General features: G+C 73.5%; 15 protein-coding genes. 11 read left to right on the forward strand and 4 right to left on the reverse strand.

Annotated features, from left to right (window positions below; all coding sequences use genetic code 11):
- Positions 1-268: 268 nt before the first annotated feature.
- Positions 269-913, reverse strand: a complete 645-nt coding sequence (locus tag ACZ470_RS24615; protein ID WP_468430448.1) for a TetR family transcriptional regulator — start codon at positions 911-913, stop codon at positions 269-271.
- 277 nt (positions 914-1,190) lie between these two features.
- Between ACZ470_RS24615 and ACZ470_RS24620 the strand changes: the two genes are divergently transcribed.
- The 11 genes from ACZ470_RS24620 (at position 1,191) to ACZ470_RS24670 (ending at position 17,974) form a co-directional block, all read left to right on the forward strand.
- Positions 1,191-2,399, forward strand: coding sequence for an IS701 family transposase (locus ACZ470_RS24620; protein ID WP_468430450.1), 1,209 nt, complete (start codon positions 1,191-1,193; stop codon positions 2,397-2,399).
- A gap of 87 nt (positions 2,400-2,486) precedes the next feature.
- On the forward strand, positions 2,487-2,930 hold the full coding sequence (locus ACZ470_RS24625; RefSeq protein ID WP_468430452.1) for a winged helix-turn-helix transcriptional regulator: 444 nt from the start codon (positions 2,487-2,489) through the stop codon (positions 2,928-2,930).
- Between the two features lie 102 nt (positions 2,931-3,032).
- Positions 3,033-4,028 (forward strand): DUF1702 family protein, encoded by a 996-nt coding sequence (locus ACZ470_RS24630; RefSeq protein WP_468430454.1) that lies wholly within the window; start codon positions 3,033-3,035, stop codon positions 4,026-4,028.
- A gap of 81 nt (positions 4,029-4,109) precedes the next feature.
- Positions 4,110-5,099: a DUF1702 family protein gene (locus tag ACZ470_RS24635; protein WP_468430456.1), complete on the forward strand. Its 990-nt coding sequence runs from the start codon at positions 4,110-4,112 to the stop codon at positions 5,097-5,099.
- A gap of 56 nt (positions 5,100-5,155) precedes the next feature.
- Positions 5,156-7,006, forward strand: coding sequence for a CRTAC1 family protein (locus tag ACZ470_RS24640; RefSeq protein ID WP_468430726.1), 1,851 nt, complete (start codon positions 5,156-5,158; stop codon positions 7,004-7,006).
- A 2-nt stretch (positions 7,007-7,008) separates the two neighbouring features.
- Entirely contained in the window at positions 7,009-8,076 is a 1,068-nt protein-coding gene (locus tag ACZ470_RS24645) for an enediyne biosynthesis protein (protein WP_468430458.1), read from the forward strand.
- On the forward strand, positions 8,073-13,985 hold the full coding sequence (locus ACZ470_RS24650; RefSeq protein ID WP_468430460.1) for a type I polyketide synthase: 5,913 nt from the start codon (positions 8,073-8,075) through the stop codon (positions 13,983-13,985). Before ACZ470_RS24645 ends, ACZ470_RS24650 begins: the two co-directional genes overlap by 4 nt.
- Positions 13,986-13,988: 3 nt before the next feature.
- The gene (locus tag ACZ470_RS24655; RefSeq protein ID WP_468430462.1) at positions 13,989-14,447 is read left to right on the forward strand and encodes an acyl-CoA thioesterase; all 459 of its coding nucleotides are present in this window, start codon (positions 13,989-13,991) and stop codon (positions 14,445-14,447) included.
- Entirely contained in the window at positions 14,444-14,983 is a 540-nt protein-coding gene (locus ACZ470_RS24660; RefSeq protein WP_468430464.1) for a flavin reductase family protein, read from the forward strand. The genes ACZ470_RS24655 and ACZ470_RS24660 overlap by 4 nt, the downstream gene beginning before the upstream one ends.
- A 1-nt stretch (position 14,984) precedes the next feature.
- Positions 14,985-16,334: a cytochrome P450 gene (locus ACZ470_RS24665; protein ID WP_468430466.1), complete on the forward strand. Its 1,350-nt coding sequence runs from the start codon at positions 14,985-14,987 to the stop codon at positions 16,332-16,334.
- A gap of 362 nt (positions 16,335-16,696) precedes the next feature.
- Positions 16,697-17,974, forward strand: coding sequence for an MFS transporter (locus ACZ470_RS24670; protein WP_468430727.1), 1,278 nt, complete (start codon positions 16,697-16,699; stop codon positions 17,972-17,974).
- Positions 17,975-18,061: 87 nt separating this feature from the next.
- Here the strand turns inward: ACZ470_RS24670 and ACZ470_RS24675 are convergent, their stop codons facing one another.
- The 3 genes from ACZ470_RS24675 to ACZ470_RS24685 form a co-directional block, all read right to left on the reverse strand.
- The gene (locus tag ACZ470_RS24675; RefSeq protein WP_468430468.1) at positions 18,062-19,486 is read right to left on the reverse strand and encodes a PfkB family carbohydrate kinase; all 1,425 of its coding nucleotides are present in this window, start codon (positions 19,484-19,486) and stop codon (positions 18,062-18,064) included.
- Positions 19,483-20,109, reverse strand: coding sequence for a D-sedoheptulose-7-phosphate isomerase (locus ACZ470_RS24680; RefSeq protein WP_468430470.1), 627 nt, complete (start codon positions 20,107-20,109; stop codon positions 19,483-19,485). Before ACZ470_RS24680 ends, ACZ470_RS24675 begins: the two co-directional genes overlap by 4 nt.
- A gap of 74 nt (positions 20,110-20,183) precedes the next feature.
- On the reverse strand, positions 20,184-21,431 hold the full coding sequence (locus tag ACZ470_RS24685) for a glycosyltransferase (RefSeq protein WP_468430472.1): 1,248 nt from the start codon (positions 21,429-21,431) through the stop codon (positions 20,184-20,186).
- Between the last annotated feature and the right edge of the window lie 20 nt (positions 21,432-21,451).

The following is a 21,451-nucleotide window of genomic DNA, read 5'->3' on the forward strand; positions in this document are numbered from 1 at the left end:
GGGCCGGGCATTGAGCCTCGTACGGATGCACGTGGCTCAGCGCCCGGAGCGTGCGGCTCCCGTGCGCGCACAGCCTGGAGCAGGGCAGCATGCAGGCCGTCGTCGGCCGACCGCAGCGCGGGCCGGGTGGGTAGGGGTGCGTGCTCGGGAGGTCTCACGGGCTGGGACCGGGCATTGAGTCCCGTACGGAGGTACGTGGCTCAGCGCCCGGGTGCGTGGGCTCCCGTGCGCGCACAGCCTGGAGCGGGCGGGACGTGGGCGACACCCCCTACATCTGTCCGGATTTCCCAGCCGCCGGCTGCCGTGGGTGCGCCGGGCCGGGAGCGGCGTCGGTCGACACCCCCGTGAGCGTGAGCTGCCAGACGGTGCGCAGTCGCGCGACGGCGTTCCCGACCTCCGACCCGTCCTCGACCGTGCCGCGCAGGAACACCTCCGCCCCGTCGGTCAGATGCTCGACCAGCGTCACCACGTCGGCGGCCGGGGCGCTCTCCCGGAGCTGCCCGGCCGCGTGCGCCTCGTCGAGGAGCCTGCGCACGGTCGGCAGCCAGGCCTGGGACCAGGAGGTCGAGCCCGGGCGCTCCCGGCTCAGCCGGATGGCCGCACGGACCGACGCCTCCTCCTCCATGAGCCGGGCCAGTTCCAGGGTGAGACCGACCACCTGGCACAACGCCTGGCGGTCCGCGGGAGCGTGGCCGTCGAGTGCGGCGAGCGTCACGGACCGCCCCTCCGCCTGCACGGCGTCGGCCAGTTCCTGCTTGGTCCGGAAGTGGAAGGTCAGCGCCCCGACCGACATGCCGGCCAACTGGCTGATACGGGACAGCGACGTGCCGTCGTACCCGGCGCGGGCGAACTCCGCGGAGGCCGCCGTGATCACGGCCGCGCGGGTGCGCAGGGCCCTCTCCTGTTTCACCATGTCGCCTCCTCGAACATGTGACGGGGCGTCGGCCGTCGGCGGGGGGCCGGCGGTCCTGCTTGTGACGGCGCTCTTCTCCGTGTGACAGCCCTCCGTGACGGACCGCGGCCCGGCGGCACGGGGGCCGGTGGGCAAACGGGCCGGTCAGAGAGCAGCGAGCCGGCCAACTTGGCGAAGTGCATTCGTCAACTCCCCGGAGTCGAAAAAAAAAGAGGGTGTTCGCTATTATTTTAGCGCGGTCGGCAGCCGCGGACCGATCCAGGGGAGGGAACCTGCCATGGCTGGACGCACGTTGACGCACGCGAACATCTCGATACCGGTCTTCACCGAGCAGATCTTCGAGTGCCTGCCGCGTGCCGACCAGCGCCGGTGGGCACACGCCTATGTGCGGGGGCTGCTCACCACCCCGGGCAAGAAGTCGGTACGCCGCCTCGCCGCGACCATCTCGGCCTCACCGGCCACCTCCCAGTCGCTGCACCAGTTCGTCAACGCGAGTCCCTGGGACTGGAACCCGGTCCGGACGGAGCTGGCCAGATGGGTGGAGCGGCAGGCGTCCCCCACGGCCTGGGTGGTCGACCAGGCCGTCCTGCGCAAGCGGGGGGAGCACTCCTGCGGGGTGCACCGCCGGTTCCTGCCCTCCACCGGACGGTCCGTCACCTGCCAGGTCGGCGTCGGCGCCTTCCTCGCCTCCGCGGGCACGGCCGTGCCGGTCGACTGGCGGCTGCTGCTGCCGGGCTCCTGGGCCAAGGACCCCGAGCGCCGCCGGCGGGCCCGCATACCCTCCGACGCCGGACTGCGCACGGCGGAACAGCACGCCCTCGACCTGATCGACTCCCTCGCCGGAACCGCCGGGAGCACGCCACTGCCTGTCGTGTGCAGCCTGGACCCGGCCGCCGGCTTCGGCGTCAGGACCCTGCTGCACGGACTCGCCCTGCGCGGACGGGACTTCGTCGTCCCGGTCCCCGGCAACCTGCACGTGATGGTCGGCCGCCACCTGCGGACGGAGCGTCCCCGCAGCGGTGACGGCTACGGCCTGGTCCTCACGGCGGGGAGCCTGCTGGAGGCGGGCGTCGGCATACCGGACCGCGCCGAGACGGTGCCCCGCCGGGACGGCAACGGCCGCCCCGCGACGGTCGTCTCCAGCTTCGTCCACCTGCCCGGTCAGGGCTCGTCGGGCGCCCACGCCCACCGCACCTACCGGCTGCTGGCCGTCCGGTCCGACAACGAACGCCGCCCGGTCCAGTTCTGGCTGACCAACCTCATCCACGCCCGTACGGAAACCGTGCTCGCGCTCGCGCAGCTGCTGCCGCGCGCGGGGGAGGCCGTGCGGGAGATGAAGGACCGCTTCGGACTGCTCGACTTCGAGGGCCGGTCCTATCCGGGCTGGCACCACCACATGACCCTCGTCTCGGCGGCCTACGCCTACGACCGGTTCACCCGGCAGGCCGTCACGGTGCCCGAACGCCACCTCCTGGCGGCGGTGTGAACGCCACCGCCCACCCCCGCGACGACGGAACCCCGTCGCGGACCACCCCCGGAACCGCCGAAAGGCCATCCCCACCGGTGTGATCACATGCTGAAACATACGTATGAAGGCCAGGACTGCAACCTCGCCCGGACGCTCGAGGTGATCGGGGAGCGCTGGACGCTGCTGATCGTCCGCACGGCGCTGCTCGGCAGCAGCCGCTTCGAGGGGTTCCTGGAGAACCTCGACATCGCCAGGAACGTCCTGACCAACCGTCTGACCCGGCTGGTCGAGCACGGTGTCATGGAGCGCGTCCCCTACCAGGACAAGCCCCTTCGGTACGAGTACCGGCTCACCCCCGCGGGCAAGGACCTCACCTGTGCCGTCCTCGCCCTGATGCAGTGGGGCGACCGCAATCTGCCGCAGGAGCTGGGGCCGCCCCGCCGCGCGGACCACATCGGCTGCGAGAGCCCCGTCCGCGTGGAGCTGCGCTGCGCGCACTGCGGCCGCGCCGTGCACGACGAAGAGGTTCAGGTGCGCAGCATGCGCTGAACACCGGTCAGGGCACGGCCGAAGATGCCCGGCGCGGGCCGAACCGCCCACGATGTCTCCCCGGCCGCCGGAACGGGGCGGCTCGTAGGAGGAGGCACGCACATGCCCGTACTGGGAGCCCTGCGCAGGCTGGCCATGGCCCCGTCCCTCGAGGAAGTGAGCTTCTCGGGCCGGGGTTTCGCGGTGCCGGACGACGAGCGCGCCCGACGACTCGAAGCCGTTCCCCAGGCCGTGGTCACCGGCTTCGAATGGGGCATCGAGGACCGCGACCTCGCGACCACGGAACGCCGGCTGAGCCTGGTCGACCCCGAGCAGCGGGGTTTCGCCTACGAGGGCGCCACCATGGCGTGCGCCATCCGCGACGCGATGGGCCGGTCCGGCGGCCACCGCACCCGCGACCTGCTCACCGGCGGCGGCAGGCCGCACATCTTCCTGAACTACATAGGCATCGGCTTCGCCATGGCCAAGTTGCCGCGCCCCCTGTGGAAGAAGCTCGTCCCCGATCTGACCGGGCGCGAGTACTACCCGGAGATGAGCTGGCTGTGCGTCGACGGCTACGGCTTCGACCGCGCCTACTTCGACACCGAGACCTGGGTGACCGGCCAGCGGCTGGACGACCCGTACGCCTGGGACGGCGACCCCTCCTACTGGCGCCGCGCCTTCGACCAGGGGGTCGGACGTGCCCTGTGGTTCATCCACGGCGGCCGAGCTCCGCAAGTCGCCGCGGCCGTCCGGGCGTTCGCCGGAGACCGGCAGGCGGACCTGTGGAGCGGCGTCGGTCTCGCCGCCACCTTCGCCGGCGGGAGCGCCCCGGCCGGGCTGGCCCTGCTGCGTGAGGAGTCGGGCTCCGCCCTCGGGCACCTGGCGCAGGGGTCGGTGTTCGCCGCCAAGGCCCGCCACCACGCCGGGTTCGTGCCCGAGCACACCGAGGCCGCCGTCGAGGCGTTCACCGGACTGTCCGCCGAGGCCGCCGCCCGGCTCGCCGACGACTGCGCCCCGGGCGCCACCGCCCGCAGCACCACCGCACCCGCCTACGAGTCCTGGCGCACGAGAGTGCGTGAACGGCTCGCGGCGGTCTCCTTCGTTGAGCACATCTGAAGTAGACGCGCGGTCCCGCCCCCTGGCTCAATTTGATTTGCTGGCGAAATTCCAGGGAGCTGAGAGGGGCGGGTCATCACCGTGGCCACTGGGTTTGGAGCTATTCGGCGCAAGCTGTTCACACCTCCTGTTTCGGAAACGACCATGGAGGTGCGTGGATTTCACGTGAAGAACGAGGAAGCCAAGGCGCGGCTGGAGAGAATAGGCGAGATATTCCTCCAGGGCTACGCCTGCGCGATGGAGGCGTCCTCGGCCGACGAGACCGAGGCGATGCTGGAGGCCGTCCCCCGGGACGTGCGGGGCTTCGCGTACGAGGGCGCCGGCATGGGCGCCGTGATCCATGACGCGCTCCCGGGCCACAGCGGCCGCCTGGCCGGTCTGCTGGCCGGTCAGGGACGTCACCACGACTACATGATCCACGTCGGCATCGGCTGGGCGATGGCGCGGCTGCCCAAGCCGCTGTGGCCCGACATCAGCGCCACGGACCCCCTGCTGCGCTGGCTGGCCCTGGACGGATACGGCTTCCACCAGGCGTACTTCAAGACGGACTCCTACGTCCGCACGCCCGAGGTCCAGCACCCCTTCAGCTGGCGCGGCGGGCACAACCACTACACGGCGAACGCCATCGACCAGGGCATCGGCCGCGCCCTGTGGTTCGTCGGAGGCACCGACCCCGAGGTCGTCACCGGCCTGATCCGCGCCTACCCCGAGCACCGCCACGGCGACCTGTACGCGGGCGCCGGACTCGCCTGCACCTACGCGGGCGGGGCGGACGAGGACGAGCTGCGGAGCTTCGCCGAGGGGGCCGGCGAACACCGCTGGGCGCTCGCGCAGGGCTCCGCGTTCGCCGTCGAGGCCCGGGTCAAGGCGGACACCGTCATCGAGCACACCCACCTCGCGGCCCGCGTCGTGTGCGGCACGACGGCCGAGCGGGCCTCCCGTGTGTGCCGGGAGCTCAGACCGCGTACGGCCGGCCGGCGGACCCCCTCCCCGGCCTATGAGACATGGCGGCGGGACATCGCCGCGGAACTCGCTTCTCTTTCGCTGATCCGGAAAGGTGCCGACCAGTGACGGTCACAAAGAACTGGGTGCGCAGGAATTCGCCGGGAATTGTCGCCCTCGCCCTGATGGTGGGAACCTTCTACGGGGTGCGGATTCCCGAGTCGTCGGCTTCCGAGGTCGACGCACTCGCGAAGAACTTCGCATTCGAGCCGCTGTCCATATCCATGCCGGCCGGATACGAGAAACAGGGGGTCCGGAAGGTCAACAAGGCCTACAAGCACATCGACGCCTGGATCTCCTCGGTCGGCGCGGGCATCGCCCTCAACGACCTCGACCGCGACGGGCTGCCGAACGACCTGTGCATCAGTGACCCGCGCATCGACCAGGCGGTGGTCACCCCCGCACCGACGCGGAAGGACGCCTACGCGGCCTTCGCGCTCGACCCGGCGCCGCTCGGCGTCAGCACGACGATGGCGCCGATGGGCTGCGTGCCCGGCGACTACAACGAGGACGGCGCGATGGACCTCCTCGTCTACTACTGGGGCCGCACCCCCGTCATCTTCGAGAACCAGGGCGCGAAGGGCGCGCCGCTGACGGCGGACTCCTTCCGGCCCACCGAACTGCTGCCCGGCAAGCCCGGCAAGAAGTACACCGGGCCGCTGTGGAACTCCAACACCGCCGCCGTCGCCGACTTCGACGGTGACGGCCACAACGACATCTACATCGGCAACTACTTCCCCGAGAGCCCCGTCCTGGACCCCTCCAAGGACGGGGGCGTCACCATGAACGACTCCCTCTCGCACGCCCAGAACGGCGGCGGCGGTCACTTCTTCCGCTGGACCGAGGACGGGTACGAGAAGACCGATGGCTCCATCCCGCAGGGCCTGGACAAGGGCTGGTCCCTCGGCGCCTCGGCCGCCGACCTCGACGGCGACCGGCTGCCGGAGGTCTACCTCGCCCATGACTTCGGCACCTCGGCCCTGCTGCACAACGTCTCCCGCCCCGGTGAGATCAAGTTCCGCGAGGTCAAGTCCGACCACTCCGGAACCATCCCCAAGTCCAAGGAGCTGGGCCGCAGTTCCTTCAAGGGCATGGGCGTCGACTTCGGCGACCTGAACCACGACGGCCTGTACGACATGTTCGTCAGCAACATCACGACGTCGTTCGGCATCCAGGAGTCCAACTTCGCCTTCGTCAACCAGGCCGACAGCAAGCCCGAACTGCGGGGCAGCTTCCTGGAGGGCGAGGCGCCCTACGAGGACAAGTCCTCCTCCCTCGGGCTCGCCTGGTCCGGCTGGGGCTGGGACGTGAAGATGGGCGACTTCGACAACGACGGGAACCTGGAGATCACCCAGGCCCTCGGCTTCGTCAAGGGCAAGCACAACCGCTGGCCGCAGCTCCAGGAGCTGGCCACCGCCAACGACGCCCTGGTCGCCAACCCGCAGTGGTGGCCCAACGTCCAGGTCGGCGACGACCTGGCCGGCAGCCAGCGGATGCGGTTCTTCGCCAAGGACCAGGAGACCGGCCGCTACGCCAACCTGTCCCAGAAGCTCGGCATCGGCGAGCCCGTCCCGACCCGCGGCATCGCCACCGCCGACGTGGACGGCGACGGCCGCCTCGACCTGGCCGTCGCCCGGCAGTGGGGCGAGCCGGCCTTCTTCCGCAACGTCAGCGAGAACCCCGGCTCCTCCCTGGAACTGGCGCTGACCCACCCCGACGGCGCGCCCGTGGTCGGCGCCGAGGTCTGCGTCGAACTGCCCGACGGCACCAAGCGCGTCGCCCGTCTCGACGGCGGCGGCGGTCACTCGGGCAAGCGCAGCACCGACGTGCACATCGGCCTGGGCAAGGGCGTCCAGGGACCGCTGCCCGTCCTGCTGACCTGGCGCGACCGCAACGGTGACGTCCATGAGCAGGAGCTGCGCATGGAGCCCGGCCGGCACGGCTTCGAGCTCGGCACACAGGCCAAGGAGAAGTGATCATGTCCCCGTCCCAGACCGCCACCCCGCGCCACAGCACGAAGGTCGTCACGGCGCTGCGGAGATTCGCGATCTCGATCTCCGTGCTCAACGTCTTCGGCTACACCGTGCTCGGTTTCGAGCAGCCCTGGACCTGGCCCTTCATCGCCCTGGCCACCGCCTACACGCTGGAGATCGTCCTGGAGACGATCGGCGCCCGCGTCGAGGGCCGCGCCCCCCGCTTCCTCGGCAACGGCTTCAAGGGCCTGGTGGAGTTCCTGCTGCCGGCCCACATCACCGCACTCGCGGTGAACATGCTCTCCTACGTCAACGACGTCATCGAGGTCATGCTCTTCGGCGTCATCGTCGCCGTCGGCACCAAGTGGGTGCTCAGGGCCCCCGTCAAGGGCCGTATGCGGCACATCATGAACCCCTCGAACTTCGGCATCGCCGTCATCCTGCTGCTGTTCCCGTGGGCTTCCATCGCACCGCCGTACCAGTTCACCGAGTACCTCGACGGCGGCTTCGACTGGCTCGTCCCGGCGATCATCATCACCCTCGGCACGATGCTCAACGCCAAGCTCACCGAGCGCATGTGGCTCATCCTCGCCTGGGTCGGCGGCTTCGCCCTCCAGGCCGTCGTGCGCGGCCTGATGTTCGGCACGTCCATCCCGGCGGCCCTGGCGATGATGACCGGCGTCGCGTTCGTGCTCTTCACCAACTACATGATCACGGACCCCGGTACGACCCCGTCCTCCAAGTGGGGACAGATCGCCTTCGGCGGCGGGGTCGCGGCGATGTACGGCGTCCTGACCGCCATGAGCGTGGCCTACGGCCTCTTCTTCGCCACCGCACTGGTCTGCGCCCTCCGCGGCGGCTTCCTGTGGATCGCGGACGTCGTGGCCAAGCGGCGCGCCGAGGAGGCCCTGGCCCTGGCCGCCGTCGAACAGGCCGTGGACCGGGACGCCGCGGGCGAGCGGACCACGGACCGGAACACCGAGCCCGCCCCGGCGTGCGACTGCCCGGCGGACGCCTGCGCCTGCCCGACCGCGGACTCGGCCCCGACTCGAAAGGAGCCAGTGACCGCATGAGCAGGATCGCCATCGTCGGCATAGCGTGCCGCTACCCCGACGCCAACTCACCCCTGGAACTGTGGGACAACGCCGTCGCCGGGCGGCGTGCCTTCCGCCGGCTGCCCGACGTCCGGATGAACCTGGACGACTACTGGGACGCCGACCCGGCCACCCCCGACACCTTCTACGCGCGCAACGCCGCCGTCATCGAGGGCTACGAGTTCGACCGGGTCGCCCACCGCATCGCGGGCAGCACCTTCCGCTCGACGGACATGACGCACTGGCTCGCCCTCGACACCGCCGGACGGGCCCTGGCCGACGCCGGATTCCCCGGCGGCGAGGGGCTGCCCCGCGAACGCACCGGAGTGGTCGTGGGCAACACGCTCACCGGCGAGTTCTCCCGTGCGAACGTCATGCGGCTGCGCTGGCCCTACGTACGGCGGGTGATGGCCTCGGCCCTCGCCGGGCAGGACGGCTGGGACGACGCCCGCATCGCGGACTTCCTCGCCGAGGTGGAGACCTCGTACAAGGAGCCGTTCCCGGCCATCGACGAGGACTCCCTCGCCGGAGGGCTCGCCAACACCATCGCGGGCCGCATCTGCAACCACTTCGACCTGGGCGGCGGCGGATACACCGTCGACGGCGCGTGCTCCTCCTCCCTGCTGTCGGTCACCACGGCGGGCACCGCGCTCCTGTCCGGCGACATCGACGTCGGTGTCGCCGGCGGCGTGGACCTGTCCATCGACCCGTTCGAGATCATCGGCTTCGCGAAGACGGGCGCCCTCGCCAAGGGGGAGATGAGGCTCTACGACCGCGGCTCCAACGGCTTCTGGCCGGGCGAGGGCTGCGGAATCGTCGTCCTGATGCGCGAGGAGGACGCCCTCGCGGCGGGGCACCGCGTCTACGCCACCATCGCGGGCTGGGGGGTCTCCTCCGACGGACAGGGCGGGATCACCCGCCCCGAGGTCAGCGGCTACCGGCTGGCCCTGCGGCGCGCCTACGAACGGGCGGGCTTCGGCATCGAAACGGTTCGCCTCTTCGAGGGCCACGGCACCGGCACCGCCGTCGGCGACGCCACCGAGCTCACCGCGCTCACCGAGGAGCGCGCCGCGGCCGGCGGCCCGGACCTCCCCGTCGCCGCCATCACCTCCGTCAAGGGCATGATCGGCCACACCAAGGCCGCCGCCGGCGTCGCGGGCCTGATCAAGGCCGCCCTGGCCCTCGACAACCACACCGTCCCGCCGTCGATCGGCACCGTCGACCCGCACGAGCTGCTCACCGGCGAGCAGGCCAACCTCAAGGCGCTGCGCAAGGCGGAGCCGTGGCCCGAGGACGCGCCGCGCCGCGCCGGCATCACCGCCATGGGCTTCGGCGGCATCAACACGCACGTCGTCCTCGACGAACCCGCCACCCGGCGCCGTCCGTCCGTGAGCCGCCGGCCCGCCGTGCCGGCCCACGCCCCGCAGGACTGCGAACTCCTCGTCCTCGACGCCGACTCCCCCCGGAACCTGCGCACCCGGATCACCGAGGTCGCCGACTTCGTCGCCCGTCTGTCCTACGGCCAGGTGGCCGACCTGGCGGCCACCCTCCAGCGCGACCTGCGGGGCAGGCCGCACCGCGCGGCCGTGGTGGTCTCCTCCCCGGAGGACGCCGAGCGGCGCCTGCGGCACCTGGCCGGACTGCTGGAGAACGGCGAGAGCACCCACATCGCCGCGGACGCGCGCGGCTTCCTGGGCAAGGCCGTCGGCCCCGCCCGGATCGGGTTCCTCTTCCCGGGGCAGGGCTCCGGGAAGGGAACCGGCGGAGGCGCGCTGAGCCGCCGATTCACGCAGGCCGCCGACCTCTTCGAGCGGGCCGGTCTGCCGAGCGGCGGCGACACGGTCGCCACCGAGGTGGCCCAGCCGCGCATCGCCGCCGGGTCCGCCGCCGGCCTGCGGGTCCTCGACACGCTGCGCCTGGAGGCGACGGTCGCCGTCGGGCACAGCCTCGGTGAGCTGTCGGCCCTGCACTGGGCGGGCGCCTTCGACGAGGAGACCCTGCTGGAGGCCGCGCGCGTGCGGGGCCGGGCGATGGCCCGGCACAGTGCCACGGGCACCATGGCCTCCCTGGGCGCCTCCCCCGAGCGGGCGGAGGACCTCATCACCGGCCTCGACGTGGTCGTCGCCGGATACAACGGACCCGAGCAGACCGTGGTCGCCGGCACCGTCGAGGCGGTCCGGGACGTCGAGCGCCGGGCCGCTGAGGCCGGTGTGAGCTGCACCCGGCTCGCCGTCTCCCACGCCTTCCACTCGCCCCTGGTCGCCCCGGCGGCCGAGTCGTTCGGGAGCTGGCTGGCCGAGGCGCGCCTCGGGCAGGTCGGCGGCCGGGTGGTCTCCACGGTCACCGGCGCCGAACTGGAGCAGGACACCGACGTACCGGCGCTGCTGAGCCGTCAGATCACCGCTCCCGTCCGCTTCACCCAGGCGGTCCGCGAGGCGGCCCGGCACACCGACCTGTTCGTCGAGGTCGGTCCGGGACGGGTGCTCAGCGGCATCGCGCGGGCGGCCACGGACGTCCCGGCCGTCGCGCTGGACACCGACGACGAGTCGCTGCGCGGCCTCCTCGGCGTCGCGGGCGCCGCGTTCGTCATCGGCGCGCCCGTCGCGCTCGAGGGCCTCTTCCGGGACCGGCTGATCCGGCCGCTGGAGGTGGGGCAGGAGTTCTCCTTCCTGGCCAGCCCGTGCGAGCAGGCGCCGCGCGACGTCGTGCCCGCCGTCCGCGCACCGCGCCCGGCGGCCGCACAGGTCCCGGCCGGCGCGACCGCGGCACCGGCACGCACCTCCGCCGCCCAGGCGGCTCCGGCCGCCGTGCCCGCGGCGGCCTCCACGGGCGGGGCGTCCCCGGCCGTCGCGGAACCGGCCACGGAGGAGCGGGAGCCCGCCCTGGAGATGCTGCGGGCCCTGGTCGCCGAACGCGCCGAGCTTCCGGCCGAACTCGTGGACCCCGACAGCCGGCTCCTGGACGACCTGCACCTGAGCTCCATCACCGTCGGCCAGATCGTCAACCTCGCGGCGACCCGCCTCGGGATCGCGCCGACCCAGCTGTCGACCAACTTCGCCACCGCCAGCCTCGCCGAACTCGCCGAGGCCCTGGACACCCTGGTCAGCACCGGCGCGGCGGCCGAGGACACCGCCGGCGCCGCCACCGTGGCGGGCGCCGCCCCCTGGGCGCGGCCGTTCGCCGTGGACCTGGTGGAGGTGGCCGCGCCGCCGGCCGGCGCCGACGGGACCGACGGAGCGTGGGAACTGTTCGGCGCCGCCGACGGGACCTTCGGCCAGGACCTGAGGACGGCGCTGGAAGGCGCCGGCACCGGCAGCGGCGTCCTCGCCGTCCTGCCCCGGGGATGCTCCCGGCAGGAGGTGGAGGAGGTGCTCGCCGCCGCCAAGAGCGCCCTGGCGGGCGCGCGGGAGCGGCGGTTCGTCCTGGTGCAGGACGGACGCGGCGCGGCGGGCCTGGCCAAGACCCTGCACCAGGAGGCCCCGCACCTGCGCACCACGATCGTCCAGACCCCGCTCAACGAGGGCGCGGTGGCACGTGTCGTCGCCGAGGTCCGCGCGACCGGGCGGTTCAGCGAGGCCCACTACGACGCGGCCGGGGTGCGGCGCGTGCCGACCCTGCGGGCCCTGCCGGCCGAGCAGGACACCACCGACCTCCCGCTGGGCGCCACGGACGTGCTGCTGGTGACCGGCGGCGGCAAGGGCATCTCCGCCGAGTGCGCCCTGGCCGTCGCCCGGAGGACCGGCGCGAAGCTGGCCGTGCTCGGCCGGTCGGACCCGTCCGCCGACACCGAACTCGCCGAGAACCTGGCCCGGATGGCGGACAGCGGCGTCGCCGTGCGGTACGCCCGCGCCGACGTCACCGACCCCGAGCGGACCGCGGCGGCCGTCGCCGAGCTGGAGAAGGACCTCGGCAGGATCACCGGCGTACTGCACGGAGCCGGCCGCAACGAACCGGCCGCCCTGACCGAGCTGGACGCGGAGGACTTCCGCCGCACCTTCGCACCCAAGGTCGACGGTCTGCGCACCGTCCTCGACGCGGTGGGGGCCGACGGGCTGAAGCTGCTGGTCTCCTTCGGCAGCATCATCGGCCGGGCGGGACTGCGCGGCGAGGCCCACTACGCCACCGCGAACGAGTGGCTGGCGGACCTCACCGAGGAGACCGCCCGCACCCATCCGGGGCTGCGCGCGCGATGCGTGGAGTGGTCGGTGTGGTCCGGCGTCGGCATGGGCGAGAAGCTCTCCGTCGTCGAGTCGCTCTCCCGCGAGGGCATCACGCCCGTCTCGCCCGACCAGGGCGTGGAGATCCTGCTGCGCCTGATCTCCGACCCGGACGCCCCCGTGGTCACGGTCGTCAGCGGCCGCACCGAGGGCATCGAGACCGTACGCCGCGACCTGCCGCCGCTGCCGCTGCTGCGGTTCACCGGCAACCCGCTCGTGCGCTACCACGGCGTCGAACTCGTCACCGAGGTGGAACTGAACGCGGGCACCGACCCCTACCTGGCCGACCATCTGCTCGACGGGAACCTGCTGCTGCCGGCCGTCATGGGAATGGAGGCGATGACGCAGGTGGCGACCGCCGCGACCGGCTGGGACGGCACCCCCGTCATCGAGGGCGCCCAGTTCCTGCGGCCCATCGTGGTGCCGCCGAACGGCAGCACCAGGATCCGGGTCGCCGCCACCGTCACCGGCCGCGACACCGTCGACGTCGCCGTGCACGCCGAGGACACCGGCTTCGTCGCCGAGCACTTCCGGGCCCGGCTCGTCTTCGGTGGGGCCCAGGCCCCGGACGGACCGCCCGAGCAGGTGCCGGAGGGCACCGTGCCGGTCCCGCTCGACCCGGCCGCCGACCTGTATGGCGGGCTGCTCTTCCAGGGCGAGCGCTTCCAGCGGCTGCGCCGCTTCCACCGGGCCGCGGCCCGGCACGTCGACGCCGACGTCGACGTGCGGCGGCACCCCGAGGGCTGGTTCGCCGGATTCCTGCCGGGGCAGCTGCTGCTGGCCGACCCGGGCATGCGCGACGCGCTCATGCACGGCAACCAGGTCTGCGTGCCCGACGCCACCCTGCTGCCGTCCGGCGTCGAGCGGATCCATCCGCTCGGCTCCGGCGACCACGTGCCGGAGCGGCTGAGGTACACGGCCGTCGAGCGCAGCCGCGACGGCAACACCTACGTCTACGACATCGCCGTACGGGACGAGGACGGCACCGTCGTCGAGCGCTGGGAGGGACTGACCCTGCACGCCGTGCGCCGCACCGACGGGGCAGGACCCTGGGTCGCGCCGCTGCTCGGCCCGTACCTGGAGCGCACGCTCGAGGACGTCCTGGACGCCCGCATCGCGGTCGCCGTCGAGCCGCACGGCGGACAGCCCGCCGGCTCGGTGACCCAGCGCCGTAGTTTCACGACGGACGCGGCGACCCGCGCCCTGGGCGCCCCGGTGACGGTCAGCCACCGGCCCGACGGTCGTCCCGAACTGCCGTCGGACCGGCACCTGTCGATGTCCGCGGCACACGGGCTCGGGGTGACTCTCAGTGCCGTCTCGAGCTCCGAGGTGGCCTGCGACATCGAAGCGGTCAGCATGCGCTCGGCGGCCGAATGGCAGGGGCTGCTCGGCGAGCACGCCCCGGTGGCGCAGCTGGTCGCCAAGGAGACGGGTGAGGCGCCCGACACCGCCGCCACGCGGGTGTGGAGCGCCGTGGAGTGCCTTCAGAAGGCCGGGATCATGGCGGGGGCGCCGCTGACCGTGCTGCCCCGGCGCAGGGAGGCGTGGGTGGAGTTCGCCGTCGGCGGCATCCGTATCGCCACCTTCGTCACCGCGCTGCGCGACGCCCTGGAACCCGCGGTCTTCGCCTTCCTCGTGCAGGACACGGACCGAACCGAAGGGCGGGCCTAGACCATGGCGGAAGACTATTTCGAGTACCGGCACACCGTCGGCTTCGAGGAGACCAACCTCGTCGGCAATGTCTACTACGTCAACTACCTGCGCTGGCAGGGGCGTTGCCGGGAGATGTTCCTCCAGCACAAGGCGCCGGACATCCTGGCGGACCTCCAGGACGACCTCAAGCTGTTCACGCTGAAGGTGGACTGCGAGTTCTTCGCCGAGATCACCGCGTTCGACGAGCTGTCCATCCGGATGCGCCTGTCCGAACTGGGCCAGACACAGCTGGAGTTCAGCTTCGACTACATCAAGGTCACCGACGGCGTCGAGGTTCTGGTGGCCCGCGGCCGCCAGCGGATCGCCTGCATGCGCGGTCCGAACACCAACACCGTGCCCGCGCTCATTCCCGAGCCCCTGGCCCGGGCGCTCCAGCCGTACGCCGCGCGGCCCGCCTCCCTGACGGGACGGACCGCATGAGCACCCTGACCGCCGCGCCGCCGTGGACCGCCTCCGCGGGCGATGCCACCCGGCTGCGGCGGGCCTTCGGGGCGTTCGCCACCGGGGTGACGGTGGTGACGGTCGGCGGTGCCTCCCCGCGGGGCATGACCGCCAACTCGTTCACCTCCGTCTCCCTCGACCCGGCGCTCGTGCTGCTGTGCGTCGGCCGGGACGCCGGGATGTTCCGCAGCCTCGCCGAGTCCGACACGTTCGCCGTGTCGGTGCTGTCCGCCGGACAGGAGGACGTGGCCCGGTACTTCGCCAGTCGCTCGCGGCCCGCCGGCGCACGGCAGTTCGACGCCGTCGGCTGGGTACCGGGACACGAGAGCGCCGCCCCCCTGATCGCGGGGGCGGCGGCCCACTTCGAGTGCTCGCGATGGCGGACGTACGACGGTGGCGACCACGCGGTCTTCCTGGGCCGCGTGCTCGCCCTGGACCAGGCGCCCGAGCGCGAGCCGCTGGTGTTCCACGGCGGCCGCTTCCGGGAGCTCTCCGACCGGGGACCGGAGGTGTGACATGAGCGTGCACCCCCCGGGCCCGCCGGTGTGGGCCCTGCCCGGCCTGCTGCGCAAGCTCGCCGTGGACCGGCTCGGCATGATGCGGGACGCCGCCCGGCTCTCCGACGCCGTGCGGGTCTCCATGGGGCCGAAGAAGATGTACATCTTCAACCGGCCCGACTACGCCAAGCACGTCCTGGCCGACAACGCCGCCAACTACCACAAGGGCATCGGCCTGGTGGAGTCCCGCAAGATCCTCGGGGACGGGCTGCTCACCAGCGAGGGCGAGCTGTGGCGTGCCCAGCGCACCAACGTCCAGCCCGCGTTCCGACCCCGGCGCATCACCGAACAGGCGGGAGCGGTCGCCGAGGAGGCGGCCGCGCTGGTGGACCTGCTGCGCACCCGGGCCGGGCAGGGGCCCGTCGACGTGCTCACGGAGGTCACCGGGCTGACCCTCGGAGTGCTGGGCCGCACCCTCATGGACACGTCCCTGGACGGTCACGGCGGCATCGCCCACGCCTTCGAGGCGGTCCAGGACCAGGCCATGTTCGACATGGTGACGCAGGGACTGGTGCCGACCTGGGTGCCGTTGAGCACCCAGCGGCGGTTCCGCAGGGCCCGCCGGGACCTGACCCGGATCGTCGACGAACTGGTCGCCGACCGCGGTGCCCGGCTGGACGAGAACGCTCCCGGCGACGACGCGTTCGCCCGGATGATCCTGGCCGCACGCCGGCACGACGACCCCGCCGTGGGCCGCCGGCTCCTGCGCGAGGAACTCGTCACCCTGCTCCTGGCCGGTCACGAGACGACCGCGAGCACCCTGGGCTGGACGCTGTTCCTGCTGGCGCTCCACCCGCACGTGCGCGACCTGCTGCGGGACGAGGCCCGCGCGGTGCTGGCCGACGGCCGCCTGCCGGACGCCGACGACCTGCACAAGCTGACGTACACCACCCAGGTCGTCCAGGAGGCCATGCGCCTGTACCCGCCGGTGTGGATCCTGCCGCGCATCGCGCAGCAGGCCGACGAGGTGGGCGGCTTCCCGGTCCCGGCCGGAGCCGACGTCCTGGTCTGCCCCTACACCCTGCACCGCCACCCGGACCTGTGGGACGACCCCGAGCGCTTCGACCCGGGCCGCTTCGACGCCTCCCGGGCCGCCAACCGCCCCCGCTACGCCTACATCCCGTTCGGCGCGGGACCCCGGTTCTGCGTGGGCAGCGGCCTCGGGATGATGGAGGCCGTCTTCGTCACCGCGCTGGTCACCCGGGACCTCGACCTGGACGTCGTACCGGGCCATCGGGGCGTTCCGGAACCGATGATGTCGCTGCGGATGCGCGGCGGGCTGCCGATGACGGTCCGCGAGGCGGGCTGACCCGGCGCACCGGGAAGAGAAAAGGGGGGCGGGGGGGGGGGGGGGGGGGGGGGGGGGCCCCCCCCCCCCCCCCCCCCCCCCCCCCCCTCCCCGGGCACCTGCCCCTTTCCGGTCCCTGTGATGGACCACACTCGCGACCCAAGTCCCGAACACCGCACCCCTGTTGAGGCCCGCACCGAACTGATCCCGCGCCACTCGGAACCGACTCGGCGGTCCCTTCTGCCACGATGGTCCGCGCCCAGTCCGGGTGACGGGAACCGCCGCGCAGCGCAGCCGGCGTTCCGCTTCCCGCGCCCCCTCCGCTGAGCCTCCCGGCTCGACCTCCGAGTAGCGCACCTGTGTCTTCCACGCCCACTCCCGCCCTGCCCGAGTCACGCTCGCCCTGGCGCTCCCTGCGGCACCGCAGCATGCGCTGGTGGTCCGTGGCGAACTTCGTGTCCAACGCCGGTACGTGGATGCAGCTCACGGTGCAGAACCTGCTGGTCCTCCAGATCACCGGCTCCGCCGCCGCCACGGGTCTGTCCATGTCCGTGCAGGCCGCCCCGGCCCTGCTCATGAGCGTCCTCGGCGGCGCGGCGGTCGACCGCTGGCCGCGGAAGCTGACGGCCGCCGTCAGCCAGGCGCTGCTGGCCCTGATCGCGTTCACCACGGCCGTCCTGGTGGCGCTGGACCGGCTCGACATGACGTCCCTGATGGTGCTGGCCGCCGTCACGGGCGTCGTCGCCACCGTCGACAACCCGGCGTGCGCCCTGCTCGGCAACGACCTCGTCCCCGCCGAGGACGTGCCCTCCGCCATCGGGGTGGGCGCGCTGGTGTTCAACGCGGGCCGGCTCGCCGGTGCCGCGCTCGCCGGGGTGACCGTCGGCTTCCTCGGCACCTCCGCCGCCTACTTCGCCAACGGCTTCTCCTTCCTCTTCGTGACCGCGGTCATCCCGTTCCTGCGCCCGGCGGCGGGCGCCGTCCGGCACGTCGCCGCGAGCGGCAAGCGGCCGCGGTCCGAGATGACCGTCCGGGAGGGGCTGGCCTTCTTCGCCCGCCGGCCCCGGCTGCTCGCGCTCGCCGGGATCACCGGCGTCAGCGCGGTCTTCGGCCGCAACTACGGGCTCACCCTCGCCGTCCTGGTCACCGGGCCGCTCGCGGGCGGCGCCGGATCGTTCGGCACGGTGTCCACCGTCCTCGCCGTCGGCGGCATCCTCGGCGCGGTGCTCGGCGCGCGGCTGCGCAGGCCGTCCGTGCGGCTGGTCGGCGCCCTCGCGGCGACCGGCGCGCTGCTCCAGGTGGTGGCGGGGATGTCGCCGTCGCTGGCCGTGCTGCTGGCGCTGGTCCTGCCGATGGCCGTCGTCGAGTCCGTCTCCGACACCGCCGGAACCGCCGTCCTCCAGACCGACCCGCCCGCCCACCTGCGCGGACGCGTGCTCGGCGTGTGGGGCAGCATCGGCACGGTGTGGAGCCTGGGTGGCCCGCCCGCCCTGGGCCTCCTGATGGAACTGGCCGGCCCACGCGGCGCCCTGATCACCGGCGGCCTGATCATCGCCACGTCGATAGCGGCAGGCCACCTCCTCCGAACCCGCCGCACCCCGACCCCGATCCCCCTCGCCACCCCGGCTCCTGAGATCCCCGCCCTGAAAACGGCGGCCTGAGTCCAGCCCCTCCGGCGTTTGAGGAGCGGGGGTCCGGGGGCGGAGCCCCCGGGAACGGGACGGGAAGGGGCGGCGGGGGCGAACACCTCACCCGTCAGGAGACCGCACCGCAACCGCCGCCGCCCGAGCCGCCCGCCGGGCAAGCAGCGTCGTGGACCGCCCGTCCAGATACGGCAGCACCACCGCCTGCCCACCCCACGTACGCAACACCTCCGCCTCCGGCAGATCCTGCACCGAGTAGTCCCCGCCCTTCACCCACACATCGGGCCGCAACCGCCCCAGCACCACCTCCGGCGTGTCCTCCTCGAACACCACCACCGCGTCCACACTGCCCAGCGCCGCCAGCACCCTGGCCCGGTCCACCGCCGGGGTGAGCGGCCGCCCCGCCCCCTTCCGGCGCGTGACGGAGGCGTCGGAGTTGAGGCACACGATCAGACAGTCACCGATCCGCCGGGCACTCTCCAGCAGCCCCACATGACCGGCGTGCACCAGGTCGAAGCACCCGCCCGTGGCGACCACCGTCCCCCCGCGCGCCCGCACCCGCTCCGCCAGCTCGAACGCGTCGGCGGCGGGAGAATGCCCGGGACCGGGGACGGCCGGCACCTGCCACAGGTCCGGATTGCCCGCCCCGCCCGCCGCGACGAACGCGGCCGCCTCCGCGACCGCCCGCTGCAACGCCTCCTCCGGGAGCAGCCCGTCGGCCAGCGCCGCCACGGTCGTCGCGGCGAAGCAGTCCCCCGCGCCGCACGGATCCCCGTCCGCCCGGAACGGCGCCGGAATCAGCATCGGCGTACCCCCGCCGGGCCGGGTGAGCAGCACCCCGCGGTCGCCGAGCGTCACCGCGACCCCCGCCGCCCGCCAGCGCTCGGCCAGCTCCGCCCCACGCTCGGCGAAGGCGCCCAGCGAGTCACCCGACACACCCGGCGCCCCCGGTGAACCGGCGCACAGCGCGACCGCCTCCGCCGCGTTGGGCGTGACGATGCGCGCCCCCGGAACCGGCGAATCCCCCTTGGGGTGCGGATCCCACACCAGGGGCGTGTGCCGCGCCACCGCCTCCAGATGCGGACGCACCGCGCCGGCCGTGTGCCGTCCGTAGTCCGCGACGAGGACGGCGTGCGCGCCCGCGAGCGCCTCGCGCACCGCGTCGTCCGGTTCGCCGGGCGTCCCGCCGCCCCGGTCGATGCGCACCACGGGCCGCCCGTCCGCCAGCACCCGCGTCTTCACCGGCAGCGTCCCGTGCAGCGGGAGCTCCAGCAGCCGGACCCGGCCGCCCAGCTCCCGGCGTACGGCCTCGCTGTCCGGGTCGTCGCCGAGCGCGGTCACCAGCACCACGTCCCGGCCGCCGCGGGCCGCGAGCGCGGCGGCCAGCCCGGCCCCGCCCGGATGCCGGCGGTCACCGGTGACGTCGACGACCGGGGCGGGCGCGTCCGGGGCCAGCCGGGTGGCGACCCCCTCGATGTCCTCGTCGAGCAGGACGTCGCCCACCACCACCAACGGCTTCGGACCGGTCATGACGTCCTCCCGGGGACGGCCGCGGTACTGCGCAGGAAGGGTGCCGCCACGGCGGCGTCGAACGACTCGCAGAGCAGGTGCACGGCGACCAGATGCGTCTCCTGGACGGTCGCGGTGCTGCCCGCGTCCACGCACAGCGCCTCGTCGGCGGCCTCCACCAGCGGGTTGGGGCCGGGCCCGGTGAGGGCCCACACCCGCAGTCCGGCCCGCCGGGCCGTCACCGCCGCCGCGATCAGATTGGCGCTGCGCCCCGAGGTGGAGAGCAGCATCAGGACGTCGCCGGGCCGCCCGTGGGCGGTCACCTGGCGGGCGTAGACGTGGTCGAAGCCGTAGTCGTTGCCGATGGCGGTGACGCTGGAGGTCTCCGCGTGCAGGGCGAGCGCCGAGTAGGCGCGCCGCTCCCTGCGGTAGCGGCCGACCAGTTCGGCGGTCAGGTGCTGTGCCTGGGCGGCGCTGCCGCCGTTGCCGGCGGCCAGCAGCCGTCCGCCGTCGGTGAGGACGCCGGCGAGCCGGCCGCCCCAGTCGGTGATCCTGGGCAGTCCGTGGCGGCGGAAGCGGTCGAGGGCCTCCTGGAGCGACCGGCAGTGCAGCCGGGCGGCTTCGAGGGCGGAGTCTTCGGTCATGGTGTTCCGGGCGCGCCGCCTCGCGGGGACGGCGACGGCACCCGCACCTCCTTCCAACGTCGGACGTCGGCGGTTCAGCCGGTCCCGGTCGCGGCGGGCTCGGCGTCGAGGACCTCGCAGTACGCCGCCTCGGTGGCCGCGGCGATCCGCGGCCAGCCGTAGCGGCTGAGGACCCGGCGGCGGCCGGCCGCCCCGCACGCCTCCCGGGCTGCCGGGTCGGCGAGCAGACCGGCCACGGCCCCGGCCAACGCCTCCGGGTCGCCCGGCGGCACCAGCCGGCCGGTGCCCGGATCGGCGACCGTGTCGAGCTGACCGCCGACCGCGCTGGCCACCACCGGACGGCCGCAGGCCATGGCCTCCAGCGGGACGATCCCGAAGGGCTCGTAGTCGGCGGGGCACAGCACCACGTCGGCGGAGCGCAACAGCGCCGGCACCCGCGCGGGCTCCACCCCGCCGGTGAACCGGACCCGGTCGGCGACCCCGGCGTCCCGCGCCAGTCCGCGCAGCCGCCGCACCTCCGGGTCGTCGTCGAGGAGTTCCCGCGGGGGCCCGCCCACCACCAGCAGCTCCGTGCCGGGAAGCCGGGCGAGCGCGGCCACCGACACCGCGGCTCCCTTGCGCGGCACCAGCCGTCCCAGCTGCACCAGCCGGTACCGGGACGGTCCGCGCGGCACGACCGGACCCAGCGGCGTGAACCGGTCCGTGTCGACACCGCACGGCACCACCCCGATCCGGTGCGCGGGCACACCCATCCGGATCAGCTCGGCCACCTCGTCCCGGCAGGTGGCGACGACGCGGTCGCAACCCAGTCCCACCCCGATCTCGCAGCCGATCCGCTCCGGCGGACTGGTGTCGGCCGGCCCCTGGTGCCGGCGCTTCACCGTGCCCAGAGCGTGATACGTGTGCAGCAGCGGCAGCCCCAGCTCGCGCGTCGCGCCCAGCGACGCCAGGCCCGACATCCAGTAGTGCGAGTGCACCAGGTCCGGGGTGCGCGCCCGCCACACCCGGGCCAGCCGGCGCCCGAACTCCTCCATGTACGGCAGCAGCCGGTCCTTGGGGACCGGTTCCGCGGGGCCCGCCGGCACGTGGTGCACCTCGACGCCCTCGCGGAGCGTCACGCGGTCGGGCAGGCCGGGGGCGTCGCGGCGGGTGTGCACGGTGACGCGGTGGCCGCGGTCGGCGAGCGCCCCGGCCAGGGCCGCGACATGGACGTTCTGCCCGCCTGCGTCCACCCCGCCGAGTGCGGCGAGCGGGCTGGCGTGCTCCGAGACCAGCGCGATGGACAGCACGCCGGGGGCCAGGGGATCGGAAGCCGACGTCATGGGCGCACCTCCGTGATCGG

The sequence above is a fragment of the Streptomyces sp. NPDC031111 genome (assembly GCF_055570675.1).